Source organism: Ruegeria sp. Alg231-54 (genome assembly GCF_900143525.1).
Classification (GTDB): Bacteria; Pseudomonadota; Alphaproteobacteria; order Rhodobacterales; family Rhodobacteraceae; genus Ruegeria.
In genome coordinates, this window is the sequence record NZ_FREZ01000009.1 from 168,677 (window position 1) to 195,673 (window position 26,997).

Annotated in this window: 23 protein-coding genes and 1 pseudogene; 18 read left to right on the forward strand and 6 right to left on the reverse strand. The window is 56.8% G+C overall.

Annotated elements, in window-relative coordinates; all coding sequences use genetic code 11:
* Position 1: 1 nt before the first annotated feature.
* The 4 genes from DHN12_RS16455 to nusG all read left to right on the forward strand — a co-directional run bounded on the left by DHN12_RS16455 (position 2) and on the right by nusG (position 3,343).
* Positions 2-2,179 (forward strand): heavy metal translocating P-type ATPase, encoded by a 2,178-nt coding sequence (locus tag DHN12_RS16455; RefSeq protein WP_108861188.1) that lies wholly within the window; start codon positions 2-4, stop codon positions 2,177-2,179.
* A gap of 5 nt (positions 2,180-2,184) precedes the next feature.
* Positions 2,185-2,343: a cbb3-type cytochrome oxidase assembly protein CcoS gene (gene ccoS / locus DHN12_RS16460; RefSeq protein WP_058272490.1), complete on the forward strand. Its 159-nt coding sequence runs from the start codon at positions 2,185-2,187 to the stop codon at positions 2,341-2,343.
* A 68-nt stretch (positions 2,344-2,411) separates the two neighbouring features.
* Complete coding sequence (gene secE, locus DHN12_RS16465; protein ID WP_108861189.1) at positions 2,412-2,609, forward strand: preprotein translocase subunit SecE; 198 nt, start codon at positions 2,412-2,414, stop codon at positions 2,607-2,609.
* Positions 2,610-2,809: 200 nt separating this feature from the next.
* A complete protein-coding gene (gene nusG / locus DHN12_RS16470; RefSeq protein ID WP_058272488.1) occupies positions 2,810-3,343 on the forward strand; it encodes a transcription termination/antitermination protein NusG in 534 nt (177 codons plus the stop codon).
* Positions 3,344-3,475: 132 nt separating this feature from the next.
* On the opposite strand, the gene DHN12_RS16475 is transcribed toward nusG, so the two are convergent.
* A complete protein-coding gene (locus tag DHN12_RS16475) occupies positions 3,476-4,210 on the reverse strand; it encodes a hypothetical protein (protein ID WP_108861190.1) in 735 nt (244 codons plus the stop codon).
* Positions 4,211-4,236: 26 nt separating this feature from the next.
* A complete protein-coding gene (locus tag DHN12_RS16480) occupies positions 4,237-5,097 on the reverse strand; it encodes a hypothetical protein (RefSeq protein WP_159090044.1) in 861 nt (286 codons plus the stop codon).
* Here DHN12_RS16480 and DHN12_RS24470 point away from each other — a divergent pair.
* A complete protein-coding gene (locus DHN12_RS24470; protein ID WP_234416668.1) occupies positions 5,091-5,402 on the forward strand; it encodes a hypothetical protein in 312 nt (103 codons plus the stop codon). The two genes, DHN12_RS16480 and DHN12_RS24470, sit on opposite strands and share 7 nt — an antisense overlap.
* A 158-nt stretch (positions 5,403-5,560) precedes the next feature.
* Here DHN12_RS24470 and DHN12_RS16485 read toward each other — a convergent pair whose 3' ends face one another.
* Positions 5,561-6,763 (reverse strand): peptidoglycan-binding protein, encoded by a 1,203-nt coding sequence (locus DHN12_RS16485; RefSeq protein WP_234416669.1) that lies wholly within the window; start codon positions 6,761-6,763, stop codon positions 5,561-5,563.
* A 200-nt stretch (positions 6,764-6,963) separates the two neighbouring features.
* Here DHN12_RS16485 and DHN12_RS16490 point away from each other — a divergent pair.
* The 3 genes and pseudogenes from DHN12_RS16490 to rplA form a co-directional block, all read left to right on the forward strand.
* Positions 6,964-7,110, forward strand: a pseudogene (locus DHN12_RS16490) (transcription termination/antitermination protein NusG); the annotation flags it as partial.
* A gap of 192 nt (positions 7,111-7,302) precedes the next feature.
* A complete protein-coding gene (gene rplK / locus DHN12_RS16495) occupies positions 7,303-7,752 on the forward strand; it encodes a 50S ribosomal protein L11 (protein WP_037314971.1) in 450 nt (149 codons plus the stop codon).
* A gap of 1 nt (position 7,753) precedes the next feature.
* A complete protein-coding gene (gene rplA / locus DHN12_RS16500; RefSeq protein WP_108861193.1) occupies positions 7,754-8,452 on the forward strand; it encodes a 50S ribosomal protein L1 in 699 nt (232 codons plus the stop codon).
* 164 nt (positions 8,453-8,616) lie between these two features.
* On the opposite strand, the gene DHN12_RS16505 is transcribed toward rplA, so the two are convergent.
* Together DHN12_RS16505 and DHN12_RS16510 are read right to left on the reverse strand one after the other, a co-directional pair.
* Positions 8,617-9,657, reverse strand: a complete 1,041-nt coding sequence (locus DHN12_RS16505) for a Hint domain-containing protein (RefSeq protein ID WP_108861194.1) — start codon at positions 9,655-9,657, stop codon at positions 8,617-8,619.
* 161 nt (positions 9,658-9,818) lie between these two features.
* A complete protein-coding gene (locus DHN12_RS16510; RefSeq protein ID WP_108861195.1) occupies positions 9,819-10,793 on the reverse strand; it encodes a phosphotransferase in 975 nt (324 codons plus the stop codon).
* Between the two features lie 481 nt (positions 10,794-11,274).
* On the opposite strand from DHN12_RS16510, the gene rplJ reads away from it, so the two are divergent.
* The 6 genes from rplJ (at position 11,275) to DHN12_RS16540 (ending at position 22,472) form a co-directional block, all read left to right on the forward strand.
* On the forward strand, positions 11,275-11,793 hold the full coding sequence (gene rplJ, locus DHN12_RS16515; RefSeq protein WP_058272482.1) for a 50S ribosomal protein L10: 519 nt from the start codon (positions 11,275-11,277) through the stop codon (positions 11,791-11,793).
* A gap of 79 nt (positions 11,794-11,872) precedes the next feature.
* Entirely contained in the window at positions 11,873-12,247 is a 375-nt protein-coding gene (gene rplL / locus DHN12_RS16520; protein ID WP_037314964.1) for a 50S ribosomal protein L7/L12, read from the forward strand.
* 252 nt (positions 12,248-12,499) lie between these two features.
* Positions 12,500-16,633: a DNA-directed RNA polymerase subunit beta gene (rpoB, locus tag DHN12_RS16525; RefSeq protein ID WP_108861196.1), complete on the forward strand. Its 4,134-nt coding sequence runs from the start codon at positions 12,500-12,502 to the stop codon at positions 16,631-16,633.
* A 49-nt stretch (positions 16,634-16,682) separates the two neighbouring features.
* On the forward strand, positions 16,683-20,924 hold the full coding sequence (gene rpoC / locus DHN12_RS16530) for a DNA-directed RNA polymerase subunit beta' (RefSeq protein ID WP_108861197.1): 4,242 nt from the start codon (positions 16,683-16,685) through the stop codon (positions 20,922-20,924).
* A 135-nt stretch (positions 20,925-21,059) separates the two neighbouring features.
* Positions 21,060-21,515, forward strand: a complete 456-nt coding sequence (locus DHN12_RS16535; RefSeq protein ID WP_108861217.1) for a macro domain-containing protein — start codon at positions 21,060-21,062, stop codon at positions 21,513-21,515.
* A gap of 87 nt (positions 21,516-21,602) precedes the next feature.
* Positions 21,603-22,472 carry a DMT family transporter gene (locus tag DHN12_RS16540; RefSeq protein ID WP_108861198.1) on the forward strand — a complete coding sequence of 290 codons (870 nt, stop codon included), beginning with the start codon at positions 21,603-21,605 and terminating at the stop codon, positions 22,470-22,472.
* Here the strand turns inward: DHN12_RS16540 and DHN12_RS16545 are convergent.
* Positions 22,457-23,263, reverse strand: coding sequence for a putative rhamnosyl transferase (locus DHN12_RS16545; protein ID WP_108861199.1), 807 nt, complete (start codon positions 23,261-23,263; stop codon positions 22,457-22,459). The two genes, DHN12_RS16540 and DHN12_RS16545, sit on opposite strands and share 16 nt — an antisense overlap.
* A 385-nt stretch (positions 23,264-23,648) precedes the next feature.
* Between DHN12_RS16545 and rpsL the strand changes: the two genes are divergently transcribed.
* The 4 genes from rpsL to DHN12_RS16565 form a co-directional block, all read left to right on the forward strand.
* Positions 23,649-24,020 carry a 30S ribosomal protein S12 gene (gene rpsL / locus DHN12_RS16550; RefSeq protein ID WP_005621086.1) on the forward strand — a complete coding sequence of 124 codons (372 nt, stop codon included), beginning with the start codon at positions 23,649-23,651 and terminating at the stop codon, positions 24,018-24,020.
* A 15-nt stretch (positions 24,021-24,035) separates the two neighbouring features.
* Complete coding sequence (gene rpsG, locus DHN12_RS16555) at positions 24,036-24,506, forward strand: 30S ribosomal protein S7 (RefSeq protein ID WP_008756926.1); 471 nt, start codon at positions 24,036-24,038, stop codon at positions 24,504-24,506.
* A gap of 18 nt (positions 24,507-24,524) precedes the next feature.
* A complete protein-coding gene (fusA, locus tag DHN12_RS16560; RefSeq protein WP_108861200.1) occupies positions 24,525-26,642 on the forward strand; it encodes an elongation factor G in 2,118 nt (705 codons plus the stop codon).
* 60 nt (positions 26,643-26,702) lie between these two features.
* The coding region (locus DHN12_RS16565; RefSeq protein WP_234416670.1) for a GTP-binding protein at positions 26,703-26,997 on the forward strand (295 nt) is incomplete at its 3' end.

Sequence of the window (26,997 nt, forward strand, 5' to 3'; positions counted from 1 at the left end):
GATGACCGCTCAGCTCAGCTCAGGTACGGCGGCGTGTCCCGGTTGCATCGCAGCTCCGGCTGAACCAGCGCGGCCCGTTCCTGAAGATGTGCAGATTGCCCTATCTCTGCCCGGCATTCACTGCTCGGCCTGTATTGCGAATGTCGAGCGCGCGCTGAACGCCCATCCGGGTGTCGAGGACGCGCGGGTCAATCTGACGCTCAAGCGTGCAATGGTCAAAGCAGCCGCTGAGACACACGCTGCCGACCTGATCCCCGTTTTGGAGCGCGCCGGGTACGAGGCGCATGAGCTGGACCCGGGCGCTTTGTCGGCTACCCAATCCGACAAGGCCGGGCGTGATCTGCTAATGCGACTTGCGGTGGCTGGTTTCGCGTCGATGAACGTGATGCTGTTGTCTGTGTCGGTCTGGTCAGGGGCTACGGATGCGACGCGGGACCTGTTTCACTGGATTTCAGCGGCCATTGCGCTGCCTGCGATTGCCTTTTCCGCGCAGCCCTTCTTCGCCAACGCCTGGAGTGCACTGCGCGTCAAACGATTGAACATGGATGTGCCGATTGTGCTGGCGATCCTACTGGCACTTGTCACGTCGCTTTGGGAAACCGCGCTTAGCGGAGAGCATGCGTATTTCGACGCCGCACTGACGTTGACCTTCTTCCTGCTCGCAGGCCGATATCTGGACTACCGCACCCGCGCCGCAGCGCGATCAGCAGCCGAAGAACTGACGGCCCTGGAAGTGCCGCGTGCCATTCGCTTGGTGGATGGGGCGGAAGAAGAGGTGTCCGTCGCAAGCCTCGCGGTTGGTGATCTGATTCTAGTTCGGCCCGGCGGGCGTATGCCTGTGGATGGTGAGATTGTATCGGGCAAATCGGAGCTCGACCGGTCATTGTTGACGGGCGAGACCCTCCCGGTCTTTGCCGAAGCCGGTCTTGCCGTCAGCGCGGGTGAGGTTAACCTGACCGGCCCGCTGACGATCCGGACCACAGCGGTCGGTGAGGATACTTCATTGCACCGTATGGCGGATCTGGTGGCAATCGCAGAATCCGGTCGATCGCGCTATACGTCGCTGGCTGACAAGGCGGCCAAGCTATACGCGCCGGGGGTGCATATTCTGTCCGCGCTTAGTTTTTTGGGTTGGTACATCTATTCCGGCGATATCCGAACCGCGCTGAACATCGCTGCGGCGGTTCTGATCATCACCTGCCCCTGTGCGCTGGGGCTTGCCGTGCCTGCGGTGACGACGGCGGCCTCGGGGCGACTGTTCCGCAAGGGGATGCTGATCAAACACTCTACTGCGCTGGAACGTCTGGCCGAGGTTGATACGGTCGTTTTTGATAAAACCGGCACACTTACATCCGGCACTCCGGAATTGACCAATCTTGAGGATCATTCCCGAGCGGATCTTGAGATTGCACTGGCGCTGGCCGAGGCGTCTTCGCATCCCTTGTCGGTGTCGCTTGCCAAGTCAACCAGAGATGCCGGGATCAAGCCTGCCAGACTTGAGGATGTGGTCGAGGTTCCGGGGTATGGTACCGAAGGAACCTACCGTGGTCAGCGCGTGCGCCTTGGGCGCGCCGGTTGGACTGGCGCGACCGAAGGTGATCAGACGGCAGCTTGGTTGGCGGTCACGGGGCAGTCACCGGTTGCGTTCCTGTTCTCGGATTCACTGCGTCCGGGCGCGGCTGAGGCCGTGCAGGCGTTCCGTGACGGCGGAAAGAGCGTCGTTCTCATCTCGGGTGATACACGAGGCGCGGTTCAAACGCTGGCAGACAAGCTTGGGATTGAAACATGGATTGCCGAGGCGCTGCCTCAGGATAAAGCCACCCATGTGCAGAAGCTCAGCGACCAGGGCCGCCATGTCCTGATGGTTGGTGACGGGCTGAACGATACGGCGGCGCTTGCAGCGGCGCATGTGTCAATCTCGCCCGCCTCGGCGCTGGACGCGGCGCGGGTGGCGTCGGATATCGTATTACTCGGCAACGACTTGACCCCGATTGCAGATGCCGGTGACACAGCGGTGAAGGCGACCAAAAGGATTCGCGAGAACTTTCGCATCGCTACGGTTTACAATATTATAGCCGTACCCTTGGCCGTGGCCGGGTTTGCCACACCGCTGATCGCGGCATTGGCGATGTCGACCTCGTCCATTACCGTGTCCCTGAATGCCTTGCGCCTGAGGTAGTTGATATGGAAGTTCTGGCCTATCTCATACCGATTTCTCTGTTTTTGGGCGGGGTTGGCCTTGTGGCGTTTATCTACACGGTGCGGTCGAACCAGTATGATGATCCCGAAGGTGACGCGCGGCGTATCCTCAGCGATGAATGGGATGACAAACCCAAGTCCTGACCACTCTTGAAATTGCCGCAATGCCCGGTTATGTCCGGCCCATCCGCTAGCAGAGAGAACCAAGCCAAATGGCAACAGTGAATCCGATCCAGTTCATTCAGCAAGTCCGCGCCGAAGTCGCAAAGGTCGTATGGCCCACGCGTCGCGAGGTTCTGCTGACCACGGTCATGGTGTTCATCATGGCGGCCCTGACCGCCGTGTTCTTTGCGCTGGTCGATCTGGGTATTCGCGGCGGTCTTCAACTGATCCTGGGCGCATTCGGTTAAACCGGATTGGGCCGAGCGGAAACGCCACAGCCCCCTTGCACAGCGCGGGATGTCAGAGTAGTTGACACAGTACTATTCGGAATGGGCGTGCGGCGATTCGGGCTGTGCGCCGCTTTTTATTCCGGGTGACGTGACAGAATTTCAATGACGGTGCTTGCGGAATTCCGAACGCACCGAAGGCAAACAAGGACGACAGGTTCATGGCGAAACGGTGGTACTCGGTCAGCGTTCTTTCGAACTTCGAAAAGAAGATCGCAGAGCAGATCCGCACGTCCGTGGCTGAGCAAGGCCTTGAGGACGATATCGACGAAGTACTGGTGCCCACCGAAGAGGTGATCGAAGTGCGCCGGGGAAAGAAGGTCACGACCGAACGCCGCTTTATGCCCGGCTACGTGTTGGTGCATATGGAAATGTCGGATCAGGGCTATCACTTGGTCAACTCTATCAACCGGGTCACCGGCTTCCTGGGTCCGCAGGGCCGCCCGATGCCGATGCGCGACGCCGAGGTGAACCAGATCCTCAACCGTGTTCAGGAAGGTGAAGACGCGCCGAAACTGATGATCTCGTTCGAAGTGGGCGAGAAGGTCAAGGTCAACGACGGTCCGTTCGAAGATTTCGACGGGATGGTCGAAGGTGTGGACGACGAAGCCCAGAAGCTGAAAGTCTCGGTTTCGATCTTTGGTCGCGAAACCCCGGTCGAGCTGGACTTTACGCAGGTTACGAAGCAGGGCTAAAACCCCACTTCAGCGAATTTTGGAGCGCCGCGATGCTTGGAGCAACGCGGCGTTTTTGCTTTTATGGCATCAGCTTTTCAGGTTCACGGGTGAAAGGCGGAAGATCTCGACCGGAAAAATAGAGCTTTGCAGCTAGGGCGGTCCGGGAATTAGTTCTTGTTGTTGAAGAACTGTTAGGATGTCCAGAATTGTCGACGGGCTGACATCCACCGAACCGTCCAAGAAAACACCAAGTCCGCCCTCCCCGATCTCTCGTGGGCCGCCGGTGTCATAAATCGGATCAAGAGACGCGAGCTCTGCCGGCAGGACCGGACACAAAGGGGTTTCTTTCAAAACAAGGTCTACGGCGGCCAACATCAGTTTCTTGACGGACTCGAGGGTATCGTCCTCAAGGAGTTTTTCGCGCTGCGCTTCGGGAGCCGTGAGTACGAGGTCGACAATTTCGAAATAGGCACAGTTGTCCCGCAAGTCGACAGTCGCTTCGGTGGACATGTTTGCCTGAATAGCATTTTTTTGTTCACCCCGCTGAAAGTCGCGCTCACTGGTTCGGCTGCATTCAAAGATCGTGATGGTCACTTGCCCATCCAGATCTATCGCGTCGTCTTGGGCTTTAAAGCTGAATTCATCCAGTCGGACTTGCAGGCCGCAATTGTCGACTATTGCGTTTTCCGCCAGTCGCTCAGGAACAGTTTTCTGTACTTCGCGCAGATCAAGAAGGGCACCCACACCGATCCGCGTCGGGGCAGCGGCGGAGAGGTTCAGATCAAGCGTATATGGCAATTCCGTATCACGAACTGGCAGCGTTGCGTCGATGACAAAATCTACCTGTTGCGCGTTGGGTGCTCGGGCTCCCAGAACAACTGCCATTAAGACTGGAAAAATTAACCAAAGTCTCATTCAGCAAACTCCAATACGCCAAGCTCCTTCAGTCCTCCAAGGACTTCGACAATTGTCTCAGCGCTGACATCGGCAGATCCGACAATAGCAGCACCCATCCCGCCAGGCGCAATTTCCCGAGTGCCTCCGGACTCGTAAACCGGGTCGAGTAAAGTGAACTCTGCGGGCAATGGCGGGCAGACCGGGTGCGCAGCCAAAAACTCCCCGCCTTTTTCGAGGACGGCTTCGTTGATGCGGTTGGTCAGGCCGAAGAGATTGGAGACAGCGCCAATAAAACCGCGCGGATTTAGATCAACACCTTCGATGCTGAATCTCAGGCATTGGCCCTTCACCTCGGCCTTAGCGACGGCGACCGCGTCTACTGTGGCCCCAAAGTATCGAAAGCCAGGTTCTTCGCGCCGATTGCAGGTTGTAAACCGCGCGCGGGCAGAGCCTTCAATCTGCACTGTGTCATCTTTGGCGGTGATGTTACGGATCTCGAGGTAGATTTGGCGTTTGCAGCTTTCTTCCAAAGGACCGGTCAGTATCTGAGGCGCTTTTTCCTGCAATCCGCGCAAATCCATGAAGGCGCGCAGTTGCAAACGGGTTGGGCTGGCTTCTTCGAGGCCACCATAGACAGTGAAGGGAACGGGAATATCGCGCAACGGGACTTCTTTAGTTAATTTGATCTGAAACCGACCGGCATAGGTGGCAGGATCAATTCCCGTCGAAGAGTATGAAGAAGAACTGTTGGACCCGCCGGTTTGCGTGACCGGCTCCGGCTCTGTGCCCTGATCCTGAGCCTTGCTACCACAGCCCGGCAGCATAGCAAAAAGAATGCAGACCAATAGTCCCTTGTTCAGTCGAGATGATGCCATCCCTGACCACCTCTTCTGTGTCCAAGCTGTACCAAGATACCCGCCTGCGTTTCTTAAGCAACTTATGTATTCAATTTATTTATTTTGTTTCGCTGTTTCTGACTGTACAGAGGCTCGCCCGTGACACAAACGCGCCTTTTGAAAATAAGGTGCGAGCTTTTTGCCAACGCCACCATTCCCCTATTCATGCCGCCTCTATCGTCTTCGGGCGAGATTCTCTCGTGGGAGGTTGCTGGGATCGCGGTCCCGTATCTGACCGCGCGAAACAAGTCGGGTGGGATGTGCTGGTCAAGCTGCTGTTTTGACTTTTGGCGGTGAAGTCACGGTCGAACTAGGTTTCTAGCAGCCTGCGAAGTAGAGCTAGGTGGTTTTCTGGCTACATTAGTAACGCCGCGATGCAACACGCAACGCGGCGCTTTTTTGTTTCAGCATGGCAGACGGCCAAAGCGTTTAGTTTATCGGCTTATCGCGCCTGCACCATAGCCGCTCGCAAGAGTTGCGGGCGGTCCGATTGGGATGGCAAGAAGACAGCCTGCGATCCTGCATCCAGCGCAGAAAGGCTCGCATCGTACCACTGCATCGCAAGATCGCGGCGTTCTTGTACACCAAAGCCTTCGCGCAGGTGGTGTCCAACCAACTCTCCATAGGCTGGCTCGCCCATTGCGACCAACATCAGTGCAGAACCAAGAGCGGTATCCATGTTGTCCTGAAGGTAACCCATTGCCAGACAGACTTTGCTTGTCGCCGCAAGATCTTCAGGGCTGAGCCCAGAATCCAATGCAAGCTTGCGCATCTGAGTTTCCGATTCTGTCCTTGATTTCAGAGACAGCGCAACAACTTGCGGCTCCAACATCTCACCAAAGACATCGCATTGGGCTGCTACCTGATCTGGTGTCAGTCCCTGAATGTCCTGCATCAGATCTTCACCTCGCGCCATCGCATAGCTTCGAGCTAGGCAGAACTGTTCGCTTAGTGCAAAATCAGGATCGGCCATATTTGCCAAAGTCGTGTAGCCGCCATTGGTTGATGTTTGAAGCATAACCGCGCTGCAGCGATTGGCGAGTGATGGGCCTGTTGCGCCACCAGAAAATAGGGTCGGCAGGGTAGCGGATGGTGCTTCGGCAACATCCGTCGCGGGTTCGGCCTCTTGCGAGGTTGCGACGGGGGCTGCCACTGCCGGGGGCTGGGGAGCAGCTGCCAGAGCTGTGCCGCTATGCACCTGTTGGCGATACGCCAACAAAAGAGGCTGACCCGACAGTTGAGTAGAAGCTTGTCCTCCGCTTGTCGCCCAATAGTATGCCTGCATCAGGAAGTCGCGCTGATAGGGCTGAAAATCATAGCCATTGATAGGGTAGCCCATTGAAACCTGGTAACGTTCGATTGCAGCCCGGGTTCCGCGGCCAACCTGACCATCGACCCCTCCGGCATTGTAGCCGAAGTAGTTGAGCGCGGTCTGAGTTTGCGCACCTTGCGTCGTCGACGGTATACCCTGCCGGTAGGTCCGAGTTGACCGCGTTGTTCTCTGGGTTTTTTTCTTCTGCTGGTCCTGGCCGATCGCGTAACCTAAGACCCCACCAACGACAGCGCCGCCGAGGAAGTCACCGGCGTCGGCCCGCACCACCTGAGGAACTGCTACAGCAAAGGATAGGGCGATTCCGAGCGTCATTACTAAACGAAAAATCATAACTTACCTCCAAAACAAAACGCCTGAATTCGGGAAGTATAGCACATTCACTACGCAACGCGGGATTGGACGTTGCCGTGACGCCCTAGGCAGTGTCTTTAGGCGATTTTTAGCGGATTTTTGCCAATTTGACGCTGATTGCGCGAGGGTAAACAGTTTTCTGACACCGAGATGGGGACGAACAGGTCCCCCACGGCCCGTTCGGGGATTTCTGCGGCATGATCGACGGCGTGGACGGCGAGGTCCAGAACCTGGACGTTTCGGTTTTGGACTTTGGCCGCGAAACCCCGGTCGAACTGGACTATACGCAGGTTACGAAGCAGAACTGATCTGCCCTTAACTGGTAGAGTAACGCAGCGATGCAATCCCCTTGCCAAATCCCGCATTCCCGGATAAATGCCGCCTCTATCGTCTTTGGGCGAGATTCTCTCGTGGGAGGTTGCTGGGATCGCGATCCCGGATCGGACCACGCAACATAAACCGGGTGGGACGCGTCCTGCCTACGTTGAAAGGAAAACCAAATGGCCAAGAAGCTTGCTGGTACAATGAAACTGCAGGTTCCTGCAGGTCAGGCGAACCCGTCGCCGCCAGTTGGTCCGGCGCTGGGTCAGCGCGGCATCAACATCATGGAATTCTGCAAGGCGTTCAACGCCAAGACCGCAGACATGGAGCAAGGCGCACCTTGCCCGACCGTGATCACCTATTATCAGGACAAGTCCTTCACCATGGACATTAAGACGCCGCCCGCGTCTTATTACCTGAAAAAAGCCGCTGGTCTGAAGCCGGTTGGTAAGCGTAACCGCCCCCGTGGCGCGGAAAACCCAGGTCGTGAGACCGTGGCAACCGTTACCTCGAAGCAGGTTCGCGAAATCGCCGAAGCCAAAATGAAAGATCTCAACGCCAACGACGTCGAAGGCGCAATGCAGATCATCCTGGGCTCGGCCCGCTCTATGGGCATCGAGGTGAAGTAAGATGGCAAAACTCGGTAAACGTACGCGAACCGCGCGCGAAGCTTTCGCTGGCAAGACAGATCTGTCGGTGGAAGAAGCGGTTGCACTGGTTAAAGCCCACGCAACTTCGAAGTTTGACGAAACCGTCGAGATCGCTCTGAACCTGGGTGTTGACACCCGTCACGCAGACCAGATGGTTCGTGGCGTTGTCGGCCTGCCCAATGGCACCGGTAAAACGATGCGCGTTGCTGTTTTTGCTCGTGGCCCCAAGGCTGACGAAGCGAAAGAAGCTGGCGCGGATATCATCGGCGCAGAAGACCTGATGGAAACCATCCAGGGCGGCACCATCGAATTCGATCGTTGCATTGCCACCCCGGACATGATGCCGATCGTCGGTCGTCTGGGTAAAGTTCTGGGCCCCCGTAACCTGATGCCGAACCCCAAGGTTGGCACCGTGACCCTGGACGTGAAAGCGGCCGTGGAAGCAGCCAAGGGTGGTGAAGTTCAGTTCAAGGCAGAAAAAGGCGGCGTTGTGCACGCCGGTGTTGGCAAAGCGTCCTTCGACGAAGCCAAGCTGGTCGAAAACGTCCGCGCCTTTATCTCGGCCGTGGCCAAGGCCAAGCCGACAGGCGCCAAAGGCACCTACATGAAGAAAATCGCGCTGAGCTCAACCATGGGCCCTGGCGTGACTTTGGATGTTGCTGCTGCTTCGGGCGAATAAGCCCAATTGCAATAACGCGAATATGAAATCCCGGGTGGTGCAAACCGCCCGGGATTTTTTTTATACTTAAAGATGATCGAGCTGTCCGCGTGAGGGTCGCATTCAAGTGGCCTGCGCCAGGCGGAAGCTGCGGTTTAAGACTGCGCGCGTCTGACTTCTACGGCTTAGATATATGCCCGTAATACACCGGCCTCACGCGCGTTGATTGTTGGGGCTGCGGTGCGCTGGAACGCATCGCTGATATCCTCGATCGACGGGAACAGCGCCAGGATTTCTGACCGTTGCGGGGACGACAGCGCGTATTTTGCGTTGTCGCCGTAGTAGTAGCTTTCCGTCAGTGCGCCGTTGGACCGGACAATGTGGTGTCGGTCGAACATGAAGTGGGTGTAGGTAATGCGATCCGTCGGGCGGATCGAAACCCCCGGCAGGCCACACAGGTGCTTGGCGGTCACGAACACTTCGGATGATCCAAAAAGCATGTCAGTGGCAGGTGAGCCGATCAGAATTCGATGCTGTTGCGAAACCACCAGCTCTTTCGTGTTCCCGATAGCGCCAGCCTCGATCACCACCGGAGCAAATGGCCCATGACCGTGAACCTCGGTCGTTCCGATCCAGAGGATCGGTTGAAATCCGCTGTCCCGTGTCCAGACGCGTTGACCTTTTGTGAGGTCTTGTACCTCAACGATACCGTCGGCGGTTTCGATCAGGGTTCCCGGCCCAAAGCAGGTGACATAGTCCGTATAGGCGGATGACCCGGCATTCGACCCACTGATTTTGACATATGACGTCCCAGTGTCCAGGGGGGCGGATGTGGCAAAGCCCCAAACGTCCTGAGTAATCCCATTCTGGGAAAACACATAGATGGTGATCTCTGGCCCGGTCGGATTGAGATCGTCGTCGAGAGCGCGCACAGTGATTGTCGACTCGGATTCAACCTGCGTTCCGTTTGTCACAATGCCACCGCCATCCGTGATGATGTGGCCCGTTGGAAGATCATCTTCAAAAACGTCGGGGCTGCCAGCTGTGTCATCCAAGGTGATGGTGGTTCCGCTGCCGCCCGAATAGGTAAAGATAGTGCCATCCGGTGTGTCCGAATTATTGATGATCGAGCCGCCGACCACGATATCGTTTGCGTCAGCTGTATCCGGGACAAAAGTAGCGATCAGGCTAAAGCTGTCCTGAGCAAAAAAACTGCGTTCAACCATCTATCGGACTTACCTTCTGCGTACCGGATATTGTCGGCCTAAGCTGACAAAGGCCGTGTGAGTTATGGATTGGGATAACAGATTTTCAGAGTGCTGCGGTCAACTAAGATTTTCGCGTTCCCGCTCACAATCCCGTCATTCGGGCTGACCATCCATCCAGCTCAACGGTGTTGAAACGCGACTTGCAGGCGATCGCCCAGTCGTTGTCGTTTGTCTCTTTCGAATTCGCTGCATTCGTGGTCGTTTCGCCACAAGGCCAGCCAGTCTTTCAACAACCGTCCGCGGAGACAATACTCCAAGACTTCAACATTGACAGGATGTCGGTAAAGGCGAAAAAACATGTCCTTGTTTCTTTTAAGGATACCGCTTCGGTCGACACCCGCTGCGCCACCATTCCGAAAGATATCCGCCTTCAGAAAATCGACGATATCGTAGACCGCCAGCTTGTCTCGGGCTTCGGTGAAATCCAGACCAATCGTTTTCCCCTGTCCTACAATCAGGTTCTGTCCGTGATAATCGCCATGTGAAAACACGCGCAGGTCCTCGGTGCCCTTCAGGCGGGTCCCTTCGGACAGCATAAGGTTTACCCTCGTCCGGCTTTGGTTCGCGATTTTATTGGGAACGGCCGTCATCAGCTCTTTCAGGCTGTCTGTCATCCACCTGGGGCGAAAGGCGTAACGAACAGGCGGGTTGCGACTGTGAAGATCGTTCAGCCACGACCCCGCGCGACGGTACACCTGGGCGACCTGATCGTCGTCCTTGCTGTTATAGATCAGATCAACGGCGGTCGGCCGATTGATGTATTCGGTCACCAGAAAAGCACCACCTGGCGAGAGGTAAACGGGCCGGACAACGCGTGAGGTCTCATTGCCCTCAAAAAATCGGTACAGTTCGACGAGCAGGTCAAATTCGTTCTTCAATCGCCCGGTGTCTGGCGATTGCGTGTCGATCTTAAGGGCGAAAGCCTGCGCTGCGGTATGCAGGATCACGACGGATCGCGTGTCGTCGAACGCATGCGATCGGTAGATGCATTCATAGCGGCCGACGGGCTCCTTCAGGAACTGGTTTGAATACTCGTCGATGTACGAGGCGACGCGGGCATCTTCTTCGTCTGAAAGGGACAGCGTTCCAGCCAACGAGCCAAGTCCTGAGTGTTATTGTCCAGTCCCCGGACAGGATAACAGTGCGATGTCCGTGTCAACGGAAAGTCGATGCTTGGACCTGCTTGATTTGGCGTTTGCGCGTTGTATTTCGCAAATCTGCGTCTATCAGCACGCTAGGCCCCAAACAGGGTGGAAATCGTTTTCGACAGATGCTGTGGCGAACCTGCGGAAACCGCAATTTACCCCTTGGAAACCGGCCCCATCTGCCCTAAGTAAGGCTACGAAGTAAAGCGTGCGATTCGTCGTGCGCTTTATTTTGTTTCGTCCAAGACGGTGGGTGGTGCCATATGGCCCCTTAATTCCCTGCCTGAGACGGGTAAGACCAAAGAATTCTGGGGGGTCCAACCCTCGGGCGCATTTTGGCCAATCCCGTAACAACGGACCTGAACGCCGGAGCGAAAGCTGCGGCTAATATGAGCCGGGGTGAGATATCGCCCCAAACTTGGAGAGAACTGTGGATAGAGCCCAGAAAGAGAAAGTGGTCGAGGAACTCGGCCAAATCTTCGAAAGCTCTGGCGTCGTAGTGGTTTCGCACTACGCCGGTCTGACAGTTGCCGAGATGCAGGACCTTCGCGCACGTGCTCGTGACGCGGGTGGCTCCGTGCGTGTTGCCAAGAACAGGCTCGCCAAAATCGCCCTCGACGGAAAGCCATGTGAAAGCATTGCCGACCTGCTGACGGGTATGACCGTTCTGACCTATTCCGAGGACCCTGTGGCAGCAGCCAAAGTGGCCCAGGACTACGCCAAAGAGAACCAAAAGTTCGAAATTCTTGGCGGTGCAATGGGTGAGAACGCTCTGGATCGTGCCGGCGTCGAAGCCGTGTCGAAAATGCCTTCGCGCGAGGAGCTTATTGCTACTATCGCGGGCATGCTTGGCGCACCTGCTTCGAACATCGCTGGCGCAATTGGCGCACCTGCAAGCAACATCGCAAGCATCCTTTCCACCATCGAAGAGAAGGCGGAAGCTGCGTAAGCGGTTGGCACTGAATGATCTGCGTAGGGTAACCACCCTGACGTTGGAACACACACTGTAAACGGAAAGAGCTGATAAAATGGCTGATCTGAAAGCACTCGCAGAAAGCATCGTGGGTCTGACCCTGCTGGAAGCACAAGAACTGAAAACCATCCTCAAAGACGAATATGGCATCGAACCCGCAGCAGGCGGCGCAGTTGTCATGGCAGCCGGTGGCGACGCCGGTGGCGCAGCTGAGGAAGAAAAAACCGAATTCGACGTCGTTCTGAAGAACGCCGGCGCTTCGAAAATCAACGTGATCAAAGAAGTTCGCGGCATCACCGGTCTGGGCCTGAAAGAAGCTAAAGAACTGGTCGAAGCTGGCGGCAAGATCAAAGAAGGCGTGTCGAAAGACGAAGCCGAAGAAGTCAAAGGCAAGCTGGAAGCAGCTGGCGCCGAAGTCGAGTTGGCCTAAGCCATTCGACAGGTTCATCGCTGATGTGCCGCAGAATTTGGCTGGATCCGGAAAATTCCGGGTCCAGCCGAACCTGTCTTAGAAAGGGCCTCTGAAAAATAGGGCGTTTTCTAAGACGCGGTTCGCGGATCGGGAGGCTGCCATTCGGGACGGTGGCCACGAATTGATCCGGACGTGTCGTCTCTAATGTGCAAGGCACCGGGGCCCGACGGTGTCTTTGTCCGCTGAGAACATCGAAAGGTGACATCTGACATGGCTCAAACGTTCCTTGGCCAGAAACGTCTTCGTAAATATTACGGCAAAATCCGCGAAGTGCTGGAGATGCCGAACCTCATTGAGGTCCAGAAATCTTCTTATGATCTATTCCTGCGCTCCGGCGATGCAGATGTGCCCACAGATGGCGAAGGCATCAAAGGCGTGTTCCAATCGGTCTTCCCGATCAAGGATTTCAACGAAACCTCCGTTCTGGAGTTCGTGAAATACGATCTGGAAAAACCCAAATATGACGTCGAAGAGTGCATGCAGCGCGACATGACCTACAGCGCACCGCTGAAGGTCACTTTGCGTCTGATCGTGTTCGATGTTGACGAGGACACCGGCGCCAAATCCGTCAAAGACATCAAAGAACAGGACGTATTCATGGGCGACATGCCCCTGATGACGCCCAACGGTACGTTCATCGTGAACGGCACCGAGCGTGTGATCGTGTCCCAGATGCACCGTTCGCCCGGCGTGTTCTTTGATCACGACAAGGGCAAGACCCACTCTTCGGGTAAACTGCTCTTTGCTTGCCGCATCATCCCGTATCGCGGCAGCTGGCTGGACTTTGAGTTCGACGCCAAGGACATCGTGTTCGCCCGTATCGACCGTCGCCGCAAACTGCCTGTGACGACCCTGCTGTATGCGCTGGGTCTGGATCAGGAAGCGATCATGGATGCGTACTACGACACCGTGTCCTACAAGCTGGACAAGAAGAAGGGTTGGATCGCTCCGTTCTTCCCGGAACGTGTGCGCGGCACCCGTCCGACTTATGATTTGATTGATGCGAAATCGGGTGAAGTGATTGCTGAAGCAGGCAAGAAGGTCACACCGCGCGCTGTCAAGAAACTGATCGACGAAGGCACTGTCACCAACCTGCTGGTTCCATTCGATCACATCGTTGGAAAATTCGTCGCCAAAGACGTCATCAACGAAGAAACCGGTGCGATCTATGTCGAAGCCGGTGATGAGTTGACGCTGGAATATGACAAGGACGGCGATCTGATCGGCGGCACAGTCAAAGAACTGGTCGATGCCGGCGTCACCGAGATTCCGGTTCTGGACATCGACAACATCAACGTCGGTCCGTACATGCGCAACACCATGGCGGCAGATAAGAACATGGGCCGGGACACCGCGCTGATGGATATCTACCGTGTTATGCGTCCGGGTGAACCGCCCACCGTCGAAGCGGCCTCGGCCTTGTTCGACACGCTGTTCTTCGACAGCGAGCGCTATGACCTGTCCGCCGTTGGCCGCGTGAAGATGAACATGCGTCTGGCTCTGGATGCGCCGGATACCCTGCGCACCCTGCGTCGCGAAGACATCGTGGCCTGCATCAAGGCGCTGGTGGAACTGCGCGACGGCAAAGGTGACATCGACGATATCGACCACCTCGGCAACCGCCGTGTCCGTTCGGTCGGCGAACTGATGGAAAACCAGTACCGCGTCGGTCTGCTGCGCATGGAGCGCGCGATCAAAGAGCGTATGTCGTCGGTCGAGATCGACACTGTCATGCCGCAGGACCTGATCAACGCGAAACCGGCTGCTGCTGCTGTTCGTGAATTCTTTGGCTCGTCGCAGCTGTCGCAGTTCATGGACCAGACCAACCCGCTGTCGGAAGTCACGCACAAACGCCGTCTTTCGGCGCTTGGCCCCGGTGGTCTGACACGCGAACGTGCAGGCTTTGAGGTGCGCGACGTACACCCGACCCACTATGGTCGGATGTGCCCGATTGAAACGCCGGAAGGCCCGAACATCGGTCTGATCAACTCGCTGGCCACCTTCGCCCGCGTGAACAAGTATGGCTTTATCGAAACACCGTACCGCGTCGTCAAAGACGCCGAGGTGACCGATGAGGTTCACTACATGTCCGCGACCGAAGAAATGCGTCACACTGTGGCGCAGGCGAACGCGACACTGGATGCGGATGGCAAGTTCATCAACGATCTGGTTTCGACCCGTCAGTCCGGCGACTACACCCTTGCCCCGCGCGAGAATGTGGACCTGATCGACGTCAGCCCGAAACAGTTGGTATCGGTCGCTGCATCGCTGATCCCGTTCCTTGAAAATGACGACGCCAACCGCGCCCTGATGGGCTCGAACATGCAACGTCAGGCGGTTCCGCTGCTGCGGGCCGAGGCGCCGCTCGTCGGCACCGGTATCGAGGAAAAGGTTGCGATCGACTCGGGCGCTGCGATTCAGGCGAAACGTGCCGGTATCATCGACCAGGTCGATGCCCAGCGTATCGTTATTCGTGCTACCGAAGATCTGGAACTGGGCGACGCGGGTGTGGACATCTACCGTCTGCGCAAATTCCAGCGTTCGAACCAGAACACCTGCATCAACCAGCGTCCGCTGGTGAAAGTTGGTGACACTGTCACTAAAGGCGAGGTTGTTGCCGATGGTCCGTCCACCGATATCGGTGAGCTGGCGCTGGGTAAAAACGTGGTCGTCGCGTTCATGCCGTGGAACGGTTACAACTACGAAGACTCGATCCTGATCAGCGAACGTATTGCGCGTGATGACGTCTTTACCTCGGTCCATATCGAGGAATTCGAAGTCGCCGCCCGTGACACGAAGCTGGGCCCGGAAGAGATCACCCGCGACATTCCGAACGTCGGTGAAGAAGCGCTGCGCAACCTCGACGAGGCTGGCATCGTTTACATCGGCGCGGATGTTGAGCCGGGCGATATTCTGGTCGGCAAGATCACTCCGAAGGGCGAAAGCCCGATGACCCCGGAAGAAAAGCTGCTGCGCGCCATCTTTGGTGAAAAAGCATCTGACGTGCGCGATACCTCGTTGCGCGTGAAGCCGGGTGATTACGGTACGGTCGTGGAAGTCCGCGTCTTCAACCGTCACGGTGTGGAAAAAGACGAGCGTGCGCTGCAGATCGAGCGTGAGGAAGTCGAACGTCTGGCCCGTGACCGGGACGACGAGTTGGCGATCCTTGACCGCAACATCTATGCGCGTCTGCAAGGTCTGATCCTGGGTAAGACCGCTGTCAAAGGCCCGAAAGGCGTCAAGGCAGGATCGGTGATCACCGAGGAACTGCTGGACATGCTGACCCGTGGTCAGTGGTGGCAGCTGGCGTTGGAAGACGAGAAGGACGCCCAGATCGTAGAGGCTCTGAACGAGCAATACGAAGTGCTCAAGCGCGCTCTGGATGCCCGTTTCGAAGACAAGGTCGAGAAAGTCCGTCGTGGCGACGACCTGCCGCCGGGTGTGATGAAGATGGTTAAAGTCTTCATCGCCGTGAAGCGTAAGCTGCAGCCGGGCGACAAGATGGCCGGTCGTCACGGAAACAAAGGTGTGATCTCCAAGGTTGTTCCGATGGAAGACATGCCGTTCCTGGCTGATGGTACTCCGGTTGACTTCTGTCTGAACCCACTGGGCGTGCCTTCGCGTATGAACGTTGGACAGATCCTTGAAACCCACATGGGTTGGGCCGCACGCGGTCTGGGTCTGAACATCGACGAAGCACTGGGTGAATACCGCCGTTCTGGCGACCTGACCCCGGTTCGCGAAGCGATGAAGCTGGCCTATGGCGAGAATGTATATGAAGAAGGCATTGCCGGCATGGACGAAGGTCACCTGATCGAGGCTGCGGGCAACGTGACCCGCGGTGTCCCTATCGCGACCCCGGTCTTTGACGGTGCCAAAGAGGCTGACGTCAACGATGCGCTGGTGCGTGCAGGCTTCTCGGAAAGCGGTCAGTCGGTTCTGTTCGACGGTCGTACGGGTGAGCAATTTGCGCGACCTGTGACCGTTGGCATCAAGTACCTGCTGAAACTGCACCACCTTGTGGATGACAAAATCCACGCGCGTTCGACCGGGCCGTACAGCCTTGTTACCCAGCAGCCGCTGGGTGGTAAGGCGCAGTTCGGTGGTCAGCGCTTTGGTGAGATGGAAGTCTGGGCTCTGGAAGCCTACGGCGCCGCCTACACCCTGCAGGAGATGCTCACCGTGAAATCGGATGACGTCGCCGGCCGGACCAAGGTCTATGAGTCGATCGTCAAGGGCGAGGATAACTTTGAAGCGGGCGTACCGGAATCGTTCAACGTTCTGGTTAAAGAAGTCCGTGGCCTCGGCCTGAATATGGAACTCCTGGATGCGGAGGAAGAGTAGGGGCGGCAACGCCCCAAACTCATCCCATCCCAATTTGTAAGGACGCAAAATGAACCAGGAAATTACCAATAACCCGTTCAACCCGCTGACGCCGCCGAAAGTCTTTGACGAGATCAAAGTCTCCTTGGCGTCGCCCGAGCGGATTCTGTCTTGGTCCTATGGCGAGATCAAGAAACCCGAAACCATCAACTACCGGACGTTCAAGCCCGAGCGTGACGGTCTGTTCTGCGCGCGTATCTTTGGCCCGATCAAAGATTACGAATGTCTGTGCGGCAAATATAAGCGGATGAAGTATCGCGGCGTTGTCTGCGAGAAATGCGGTGTGGAAGTCACCCTGCAGAAAGTCCGCCGCGAACGTATGGGCCACATCGAACTGGCAGCACCCGTTGCGCACATCTGGTTCCTGAAATCGCTGCCGTCCCGCATCGGTCTGATGTTGGACATGACGCTGCGCGATCTGGAACGTGTTCTGTACTTTGAAAACTATGTCGTCATCGAGCCCGGTCTGACCGACCTGTCTTATGGCCAGATGCTGACCGAAGAAGAGTACATGGACGCGCAGGATGCCTATGGCATGGACGCGTTCACGGCGAACATCGGTGCGGAAGCTATCCGTGAAATGCTGGCTCAGATCGATCTGGAAGCCGAAGCCGAGCAGCTGCGCGCTGATCTGGCCGAAGCAACCGGTGAACTGAAGCCCAAGAAGATCATCAAACGTCTGAAGGTTGTTGAATCTTTCCTCGAGTCGGGCAACCGGCCTGAGTGGATGGTGATGACCGTGATCCCGGTCATTCCGCCGGAACTGCGTCCGCTGGTTCCGCTGGATGGTGGCCGTTTCGCGACTTCGGATCTGAACGATCTGTATCGCCGCGTCATCAACCGGAACAACCGTCTGAAGCGTCTGATCGAACTGCGCGCACCTGACATCATCGTCCGCAACGAAAAGCGGATGTTGCAGGAATCCGTGGACGCTCTGTTCGACAATGGCCGTCGTGGGCGCGTGATTACCGGTGCCAACAAGCGTCCGCTGAAATCGCTGTCGGACATGCTGAAAGGTAAGCAGGGTCGCTTCCGTCAGAACCTTTTGGGTAAGCGCGTCGACTTCTCGGGCCGTTCGGTCATCGTGACCGGTCCGGAACTCAAGCTGCACCAGTGTGGTCTGCCCAAGAAGATGGCGCTGGAGCTGTTCAAGCCGTTCATCTACTCGCGCCTTGAAGCCAAGGGTCTGTCTTCGACCGTGAAGCAGGCGAAGAAACTGGTCGAGAAAGAGCGTCCCGAAGTGTGGGATATCCTCGACGAGGTGATCCGCGAACACCCTGTCATGCTGAACCGTGCGCCGACGCTGCACCGTTTGGGCATTCAGGCGTTCGAGCCGGTCCTGATCGAAGGTAAAGCCATCCAGCTGCACCCGCTGGTCTGTTCGGCCTTTAACGCCGACTTCGACGGTGACCAGATGGCTGTGCACGTCCCGCTGAGCCTTGAGGCCCAGCTGGAAGCCCGTGTTCTGATGATGTCGACGAACAACGTTCTGTCGCCTGCAAACGGTGCGCCGATCATCGTTCCGTCGCAGGATATGATCCTGGGTCTGTACTATGTGACCCTGGAACGCGAAGGCATGCCGGGCGAAGGCAAGGTGTTTGGTTCGATCGACGAAGTTCAGCACGCGCTGGATTCCGGCGAAGTGCACCTGCACACCAAGATCACCGCGCGGATCACGCAGATCGACGACGAAGGCAACGAAGTTCAGAAGCGTTTCGAGACTACTCCGGGCCGTCTGCGCCTGGGTGCCTTGCTGCCGATGAACAACAAGGCCCCGTTCGAGCTGGTTAACCGTCTGCTGCGGAAGAAAGAAGTGCAGCAGGTGATCGACACCGTCTACCGCTACTGCGGTCAGAAAGAGTCAGTCATTTTCTGTGACCAGATCATGTCGATGGGCTTCAAAGAAGCGTTTAAGGCCGGCATCTCGTTCGGTAAGGACGACATGGTCATCCCTGATGACAAGTGGGGCATCGTTGATGAGACCCGCAGTCAGGTAAAAGACTTTGAACAGCAGTACATGGACGGTCTGATCACACAGGGCGAAAAGTACAACAAAGTTGTCGATGCCTGGTCGAAGTGTAACGACCGAGTCACCGATGCTATGATGGGCACGATCTCGTCTTCGGATCGGGCAGAGGATGGTTCCGAACAAGAACCAAACTCGGTCTACATGATGGCCCACTCGGGTGCGCGTGGCTCGGTCACTCAGATGAAACAGCTGGGCGGTATGCGTGGTCTGATGGCCAAGCCGAACGGTGACATCATCGAGACGCCGATCATCTCGAACTTTAAAGAAGGTCTGACCGTTCTCGAGTACTTCAACTCGACCCACGGTGCCCGTAAGGGTCTGTCGGATACCGCTCTGAAGACGGCGAACTCGGGTTACCTGACCCGTCGTCTGGTGGACGTGGCGCAGGACTGCATCGTTCGTGAGATCGACTGTGGTACTGAACGTGCGATCACCGCCGAAGCTGCGGTCAACGATGGTGAGGTTGTTGCATCGCTGGCCGAACGTGTGCTGGGTCGTGTTTCTGCCGATGACGTTCTGCGTCCGGGTACGGAAGAGGTTCTGGTCGCTGCGGGTCAGCTGATTGATGAACGCATGGCCGACACCATTGACGAGGCCGGTGTTGCTTCGATGCGCATCCGCTCGCCTCTGACTTGTGAGTCCGAGGAAGGTGTATGTGCCACCTGCTATGGTCGTGACCTTGCACGTGGTACGCGGGTCAACACGGGTGAGGCTGTCGGCATCATCGCCGCCCAGTCCATCGGTGAACCTGGTACACAGCTGACGATGCGGACCTTCCACATCGGCGGTGTTGCCCAAGGTGGTCAGCAGTCGTTCCAGGAAGCCAGCCAAGACGGCGTGGTTTCGTTCGAGAACCCGCAGGTTCTGGCCAATTCCGCAGGCGAAATCCTGGTCATGGGCCGGAACATGAAACTGGTGATCAAGGACGAACACGGCGAGGAACGTGCCAGCCACAAGCTGGGCTACGGCTCTAAGCTGTTCGTCAAGGACGGCGCCAAGGTGGCTCGTGGCGACAAACTGTACGAGTGGGATCCCTACACCCTGCCGATCATCGCCGAGAAAGCCGGCACCGCGAAGTATGTTGACCTTGTTTCGGGCATTGCTGTCCGCGATGAAACCGACGATGCAACCGGCATGACCCAGAAAATCGTGATCGACTGGCGCGCCGCCCCCAAAGGCAGCGACCTGAAGCCCGAGATCATTCTGGTTGGTGAAGATGGCGAGCCGGTCCGCAATGATGCGGGCAACCCGGTTCACTATCCGATGTCGGTGGATGCGATCCTGTCGATCGAAGACGGTGACAAAATCGAGGCTGGTGAAGTCGTTGCGCGTATCCCGCGTGAAGGCGCCAAGACCAAGGACATCACCGGTGGTCTGCCACGTGTGGCCGAACTGTTCGAAGCCCGTCGTCCGAAAGATCACGCGATCATCGCAGAAGCCGATGGTTACGTGCGCTTTGGCCGCGACTACAAGAACAAGCGCCGTATCAGCATCGAACCGGCGGATGAGTCGATGGAAACGATCGAGTATATGGTGCCCAAGGGCAAGCATATCCCGGTTGCGGAAGGCGACTTTATCCAGAAGGGTGAATACCTGATGGACGGTAACCCGGCTCCGCATGACATCCTGTCCATCATGGGTGTCGAAGCGCTGGCGGACTACATGATCGACGAGGTGCAGGATGTTTACCGTCTGCAAGGCGTGAAGATCAATGACAAGCACATCGAAGTCATCGTGCGTCAGATGCTGCAGAAGTGGGAGATCCTGGACTCAGGCGACACCACCCTGCTGAAAGGCGAGCATGTCGACAAGCAGGAGTTTGACGCAGCCAACGAGAAAACACTCTCGCGTGGTGGTCGTCCGGCTCAGGGCGAACCGATCCTCTTGGGGATCACCAAAGCCTCGCTGCAGACACGTTCGTTCATCTCGGCGGCGTCGTTCCAGGAAACCACCCGCGTACTGACCGAGGCTTCGGTTCAGGGCAAGAAGGACAAACTGGTTGGCCTGAAAGAGAACGTCATCGTTGGCCGTCTGATCCCAGCCGGTACCGGTGGGGCTACTCAGGCCGTGCGCCAGGTTGCGCAAGGCCGCGACAACGTCGTGATCGAAGCCCGCCGGGAAGAGGCCGAAGCGGCCGCTGCCCTCGCTGCGCCGGTCATGGATGACGATATGGTCGGTGACGAGCTGGACGTTCTGGTGGAAACACCGGAAAGCCGCGAGTAACTTATTCATCATAGAAATACGGAAAGGCCCTGCGATTTCGCGGGGCCTTTTCTTTTGCCCTTGGTGCGATTTCGCCCAATCGTGATACAACTGAATAGTCTCGAAGACAGCGACCCACTGACCAAGGGATGCATGATGCCTACAATCAAGGGTGATTTGATACAGCTTGCACTGAATGGTGAGTTTGATGTCATCATCCACGGTTGCAATTGCTTCCATGCGATGGGGGCCGGGATAGCACGGGCGATTGCGGCGGAATTCCCTGATGCGCTTGAGGCCGACAAGCAGACGGACCTTGGGTCCCGATCAAAACTCGGAACGATTTCTTCGGTCCAGATCACGCGGGGCACGACCGAATTTGTAGTGGTTAATGCCTATACCCAATTTCATTGGGAGGGGCCGAGGCCGCTTGTGGAATATGAGGCGATCTCGGGTTGTTTTTCGAAGATTGCACGCGCATTTCCCGCATCGCGGATCGGCTATCCGATGATTGGTGCAGGTCTGGCCGGCGGCGATTGGGCAGAGATCGCGCCGCTCATTGGCGCAGCTCTTGCGGGTATGGACCACACGTTGGTGATATTGCCTGGCTGATCAGCAGGTTCGACGTTGCATATTGACATCGTTCACGGGCTTACGGCCAATGGGCCAAGTTTTTTTAAAGTATTGGATTCCATCACTATGACCCCGAATGTGAAGGGCGCGGTGCTGATGATGGGCAGCATGGCCGCCTTTACCGTGAATGATGCTTTGATCAAAGTTGCGGGGGCAGACTTGCCGCTGTTTCAGATGGTTGCGATGCGTGGACTCTTGGCGACGTTATTGGTGTTTCTGATGGCGCGTCATCTTGGGGCGCTGCACCTGAACTTCCCGCGGCACGACAAGTGGCTTGTTGCTGCACGCTGCCTGGCCGAGTTGTCGGCCACATTCTTCTTTCTGACAGCGCTTCTGCATATGCCGCTGGCGAATGTTACGGCCGTTCTTCAGGCGTTGCCACTTACTGTGACGTTGGGCGCTGTACTGTTTTTTGGTGAGCATATCGGCTGGCGCCGCATTCTAGCGATCGGGATGGGCTTTGCCGGAATGTTGCTTATCGTACGGCCGGGGCCTGATGGGTTCAGTATTTACGCGATTTACGCTCTGATTGCCGTGGCATCCGTCACCGCGCGTGATCTGATTACCCGGCGCATGTCGACGCATGTTCCTTCCTTGACGGTCACATTGGCGACGACGGTTTCCATTACATTGGCCGCAGGGATCGCAACTGCAGTCACAGGGTGGGAGCCGGTTAACCTGGGGGCAGGGATAATGGTGGCCTCAGCTGCGGTCTTTGTCCTCACCGGATATCTTTGCAGCGTCATGGTCATGCGCGAAGGCGACGTCGGGTTTATCGCGCCGTTCCGTTATTCCAGCCTGATCTGGGCTTTGGGGCTGGGATGGGTCATCTTTGGCGATTGGCCTGATACGATCACAATGTTGGGCGCTGTTCTGGTCGTGGGCGCGGGGCTGTTCACCTTGTTCCGGGAACGTCAGTTTCAACCAGCCGAGTGAGCCCGCCGCACCTTGTCCTGTTCAATGGCAAATCGCGCAATGAACTCGCCTTCTTGTTCCGGTGTCAGTGGGGACAACTCGGTCTTGCTGGCGCGGGCATGGGGGGAGTCGTTGAAGTTGTTCAGCGTACGTACCCACATGGGCGCGTCGGGATAGCTGATCACGGGCATGAAACGACCGATCTTATGGTGAGTGAAACTCATGATTGTGTGTTTGCAGCCGCCGGCAATATACATCCCCAACCCAACGCCCAAAAGGGATCGGAACACCGGGAGGGCTTGAGTGCCAGCCGGTCCAAACCGCGCCAGAAACCCGCTGTTGAAATCCAGCCCGACCGTCCGGCTATTCCTGGTCAGTCCTTTAGCGTCAATCGCCGCAAGGCGCAGACGTTCGACAAAGTCGACCGAGACGGCATCATCGTCATCATGCCGGAACTGGAGGCACGGGTGATCCGGGTCGGTGCGGGCGCTGTGCAGAACCTCTTTGACAACTGGGCGATGCCGGGCTGGTGCGCGCTTGACGATGCGGATCTGCCTGATGCCCGAGGTGAGATCATACAGCCGGTCCATGGATTTCTTGGGAAGGCATTCACCGGTTAGCACCACAAGTTCAAAATCTTCGTCTGTCTGTTCGCGAAAACCGGGCAGGGTGGTGGTTTCGAACAGACGAAACCGTTCATCCAGCCGCTCTGGATTGTACAGGTATTGACGACGCTCTTCGACAGTTTCGTGTTCTACCTGATAGCCGCCGATCGCGGGGTAGGAAAAGCGGCACAGGCCAATGACTTGCATGTTTCATCCATCGAAAAGTTTTGCGGCCACTATGCAGAAATCCGCAATTGCCAGCAACGGGCGAGTGGCACTGGAAGCCGCAGCTAAGTCTTGATAAAACGCTGCCAATTGGCTTGGCGTGTATGTGCTGTTGACACTCGGGCCGACTCCCCATATACGCGCGTCATCTCGGTGCCGGGGGCCGCCCCACAACCGATTCCAGTAATGAACTGGTCAAGGCCCGGACACTTTTATCGTTCGCGCCCTCTGATAACAAACCGCGACGTTCACCTCGGAATGGGAACGCTCGCGGGTTTTGCGCTTGTGGACGCACGAACGCAGCAAGTTTAGCCGCACGCAATGCGCGTGCATGTCATGTGTGTTGCAAAACGGGGAAGAAACCGGAATGCCAACTATTCAACAGCTGATCCGCAAGCCGCGTCAGCCCAAAGTAAAACGCTCGAAGTCCATGCACTTGGAGCAGTGCCCGCAGAAACGCGGCGTCTGTACTCGTGTGTATACGACCACACCGAAAAAGCCGAACTCGGCTATGCGTAAGGTTGCCAAAGTTCGCCTGACCAACGGGTTCGAGGTCATCTCGTACATCCCCGGTGAAAGCCACAACCTGCAGGAACACTCGGTTGTTCTGATCCGTGGCGGCCGTGTAAAAGACCTTCCCGGTGTCCGTTACCACATCCTGCGCGGTGTTCTGGATACCCAGGGCGTCAAAGACCGTAAGCAACGTCGTTCGAAATACGGCGCGAAGCGTCCCAAGTAAGAAGGAGAGGCTGATATGTCACGTCGTCACGCCGCCGAAAAACGCGAAGTCCTGCCTGACGCCAAATTTGGCGACAAGGTACTAACCAAATTCATGAACAACCTGATGATCGACGGCAAAAAGTCGGTCGCAGAGCGCATCGTTTACAACGCCTTTGACCGCGTTGAAGGCAAGATCAAGCGCGCTCCTGTCGAAGTGTTCCACGAAGCGCTCGACAACATCAAACCGTCGGTCGAGGTTCGCTCGCGCCGGGTTGGTGGTGCAACCTACCAGGTTCCGGTCGAAGTGCGCCCCGAGCGCCGCGAAGCACTGGCCATCCGCTGGCTGATCACTGCTGCGCGTGGCCGTAACGAAAACACCATGGAAGAGCGCCTTGCGGGCGAACTGCTGGACGCCGTACAGTCCCGCGGTACTGCCGTGAAAAAGCGCGAAGACACCCACAAGATGGCCGAGGCGAACAAAGCCTTCAGCCACTACCGTTGGTAATTCCAGAGGCTTATCAAAATGGCACGCGAATATACACTCAACCATTACCGTAACTTCGGTATTATGGCGCATATCGATGCAGGTAAAACGACCTGTTCGGAACGCATCCTGTATTACACCGGCAAATCCCACAACATCGGTGAGGTGCACGATGGTGCAGCCACCATGGACTGGATGGAGCAGGAGCAGGAACGCGGCATCACCATTACTTCGGCTGCGACCACCACGTTTTGGGAACGCACCGAAGATGGTGAAACTGCTGACTCGCCCAAGCACCGCCTGAACATCATCGACACCCCCGGCCACGTTGACTTCACCATTGAAGTTGAGCGTTCGCTGGCGGTTCTCGACGGTGCCGTTTGCGTTCTGGACGCAAACGCCGGTGTTGAGCCCCAGACCGAAACCGTGTGGCGTCAGGCTGACCGCTACAAGGTTCCGCGTATGGTGTTCGTCAACAAGATGGACAAGATCGGCGCGGACTTCTTCAACTGCGTTGCAATGATCGAAGACCGTACCGGCGCACGTGCTGTTCCGGTTGGTATTCCAATCGGCGCAGAAACCGAGCTGGAAGGCCTGATCGACCTGGTCACCATGGAGGAATGGCTGTGGCAGGGCGAAGACCTGGGCGCAAGCTGGGTCAAAGCACCGATCCGTGAAAGCCTGAAAGACATGGCTGACGAATGGCGCGGTAAAATGGTCGAAGCGGCCGTCGAAATGGACGACGACGCGATGATGGAATACCTGGAAGGCAATGAGCCCGACGTTCCGACCCTGCGCGCCCTGCTGCGCAAAGGTACTCTGGAAATCGCGTTTGTTCCGGTTCTGGGTGGTTCGGCGTTCAAGAACAAAGGCGTTCAGCCGCTGTTGAATGCTGTGATCGACTATCTGCCTAGCCCGTTGGACGTTGTCGATTACATGGGCTTCAAACCCGGTGACGAAGAAGAAACCCGTAACATTGCCCGCCGCGCGGATGATGACATGGCGTTCTCGGGCCTGGCGTTCAAAATCATGAACGACCCCTTTGTTGGCTCTCTGACCTTTACCCGCATCTACTCCGGTACTCTGGCCAAAGGCGACACGCTTCTGAACTCGACCAAGGGTAAGAAAGAGCGTATCGGCCGTATGATGATGATGCACTCGAATGATCGTGAGGAAATCACGGAAGCATTCGCAGGTGACATTATCGCACTGGCAGGTCTGAAAGACACCACCACGGGCGACACTCTGTGTTCGACCGGCGATCCGGTGGTTCTGGAAACCATGACCTTCCCCGATCCGGTTATCGAGATCGCGGTTGAGCCGAAAACCAAGGCTGACCAGGAAAAGATGAGCCAGGGTCTGGGCCGTTTGGCTGCAGAAGACCCGTCCTTCCGTGTGGAAACTGACCTGGAATCTGGTCAGACCATCATGAAGGGTATGGGCGAACTTCACCTGGACATCCTGATTGACCGTCTCAAGCGTGAATTCAAGGTTGAAGCGAACATTGGTGCACCGCAGGTGGCCTATCGCGAAACCATCGGTCACGAAGCCGAGATCGTTTACACCCACAAAAAACAGTCGGGTGGTTCGGGTCAGTTCGCTGAGGTGAAGATGATCATCTCGCCGACAGAGCCGGGCGAAGGCTATTCGTTCGAATCCCGCGTTGTTGGTGGTTCGGTACCCAAGGAATATATCCCGGGTGTCGAAAAAGGCATCAGATCCGTCATGGATAGCGGCCCGCTGGCTGGCTTTCCCGTGATCGACTTCAAAGTTGCCCTGATCGAAGGTAAATACCACGACGTGGACTCCTCGGTTCTGGCGTTTGAAATCGCGGCTCGTATGGGTATGCGTGAAGGCATGCGCAAAGCCGGTGCGAAACTGCTTGAGCCGATCATGAAGGTCGAAGTGATCACCCCGGAAGAATACACCGGCGGCATCATCGGCGACCTGACATCACGTCGGGGACAGGTTTCCGGTCAGGAAAACCGTGGCAACGCCATCGCGATCGACGCGTTCGTTCCGCTGGCCAACATGTTCGGCTACATCAACACTCTGCGTTCGATGTCGTCGGGCCGTGCCCAGTTCACCATGCAGTTCGATCACTATGATCCGGTTCCGCAGAACATCTCGGACGAGATCCAGGCGAAATACGCATAAGCGAAGATTTGAGGGAGCTCTGTTCAGGGGCTCCCTTCATTACCGAAAAAGGAGGCCATCATGGCAAAGGAAAAGTTTGAGCGTAATAAGCCGCACGTCAACATCGGCACGATTGGCCACGTTGACCACGGCAAGACCACGCTGACCGCAGCAATCACCAAGTATTTCGGTGACTTCAAAGCGTATGACCAGATTGACGGCGCGCCTGAAGAAAAAGCACGTGGCATCACCATCTCGACCGCCCACGTGGAATACGAGACCGACACGCGTCACTATGCGCACGTCGACTGCCCCGGCCACGCCGACTACGTCAAGAACATGATCACCGGTGCCGCACAGATGGACGGCGCGATCC

Bases quoted from the DNA above. Each gene is read 5' to 3' on its own strand.
- DHN12_RS16455 (WP_108861188.1), top strand. From the start codon at position 2: ATGACCGCTCAGCTCAGCTCAGGTACGGCGGCGTGTCCCGGTTGCATC.
- ccoS (WP_058272490.1), top strand. From the start codon at position 2,185: ATGGAAGTTCTGGCCTATCTCATACCGATTTCTCTGTTTTTGGGCGGG.
- secE (WP_108861189.1), top strand. From the start codon at position 2,412: ATGGCAACAGTGAATCCGATCCAGTTCATTCAGCAAGTCCGCGCCGAA.
- nusG (WP_058272488.1), top strand. From the start codon at position 2,810: ATGGCGAAACGGTGGTACTCGGTCAGCGTTCTTTCGAACTTCGAAAAG.
- DHN12_RS16475 (WP_108861190.1), bottom strand. From the start codon at position 4,210: ATGGCAGTTGTTCTGGGAGCCCGAGCACCCAACGCGCAACAGGTAGAT.
- DHN12_RS24470 (WP_234416668.1), top strand. From the start codon at position 5,091: ATGCCATCCCTGACCACCTCTTCTGTGTCCAAGCTGTACCAAGATACC.
- DHN12_RS16480 (WP_159090044.1), bottom strand. From the start codon at position 5,097: ATGGCATCATCTCGACTGAACAAGGGACTATTGGTCTGCATTCTTTTT.
- DHN12_RS16485 (WP_234416669.1), bottom strand. From the start codon at position 6,763: ATGACGCTCGGAATCGCCCTATCCTTTGCTGTAGCAGTTCCTCAGGTG.
- rplK (WP_037314971.1), top strand. From the start codon at position 7,303: ATGGCCAAGAAGCTTGCTGGTACAATGAAACTGCAGGTTCCTGCAGGT.
- rplA (WP_108861193.1), top strand. From the start codon at position 7,754: ATGGCAAAACTCGGTAAACGTACGCGAACCGCGCGCGAAGCTTTCGCT.
- DHN12_RS16505 (WP_108861194.1), bottom strand. From the start codon at position 9,657: ATGGTTGAACGCAGTTTTTTTGCTCAGGACAGCTTTAGCCTGATCGCT.
- rplL (WP_037314964.1), top strand. From the start codon at position 11,873: ATGGCTGATCTGAAAGCACTCGCAGAAAGCATCGTGGGTCTGACCCTG.
- rpoB (WP_108861196.1), top strand. From the start codon at position 12,500: ATGGCTCAAACGTTCCTTGGCCAGAAACGTCTTCGTAAATATTACGGC.
- rpoC (WP_108861197.1), top strand. From the start codon at position 16,683: ATGAACCAGGAAATTACCAATAACCCGTTCAACCCGCTGACGCCGCCG.
- DHN12_RS16535 (WP_108861217.1), top strand. From the start codon at position 21,060: ATGCCTACAATCAAGGGTGATTTGATACAGCTTGCACTGAATGGTGAG.
- DHN12_RS16540 (WP_108861198.1), top strand. From the start codon at position 21,603: ATGACCCCGAATGTGAAGGGCGCGGTGCTGATGATGGGCAGCATGGCC.
- DHN12_RS16545 (WP_108861199.1), bottom strand. From the start codon at position 23,263: ATGCAAGTCATTGGCCTGTGCCGCTTTTCCTACCCCGCGATCGGCGGC.
- rpsL (WP_005621086.1), top strand. From the start codon at position 23,649: ATGCCAACTATTCAACAGCTGATCCGCAAGCCGCGTCAGCCCAAAGTA.
- rpsG (WP_008756926.1), top strand. From the start codon at position 24,036: ATGTCACGTCGTCACGCCGCCGAAAAACGCGAAGTCCTGCCTGACGCC.
- fusA (WP_108861200.1), top strand. From the start codon at position 24,525: ATGGCACGCGAATATACACTCAACCATTACCGTAACTTCGGTATTATG.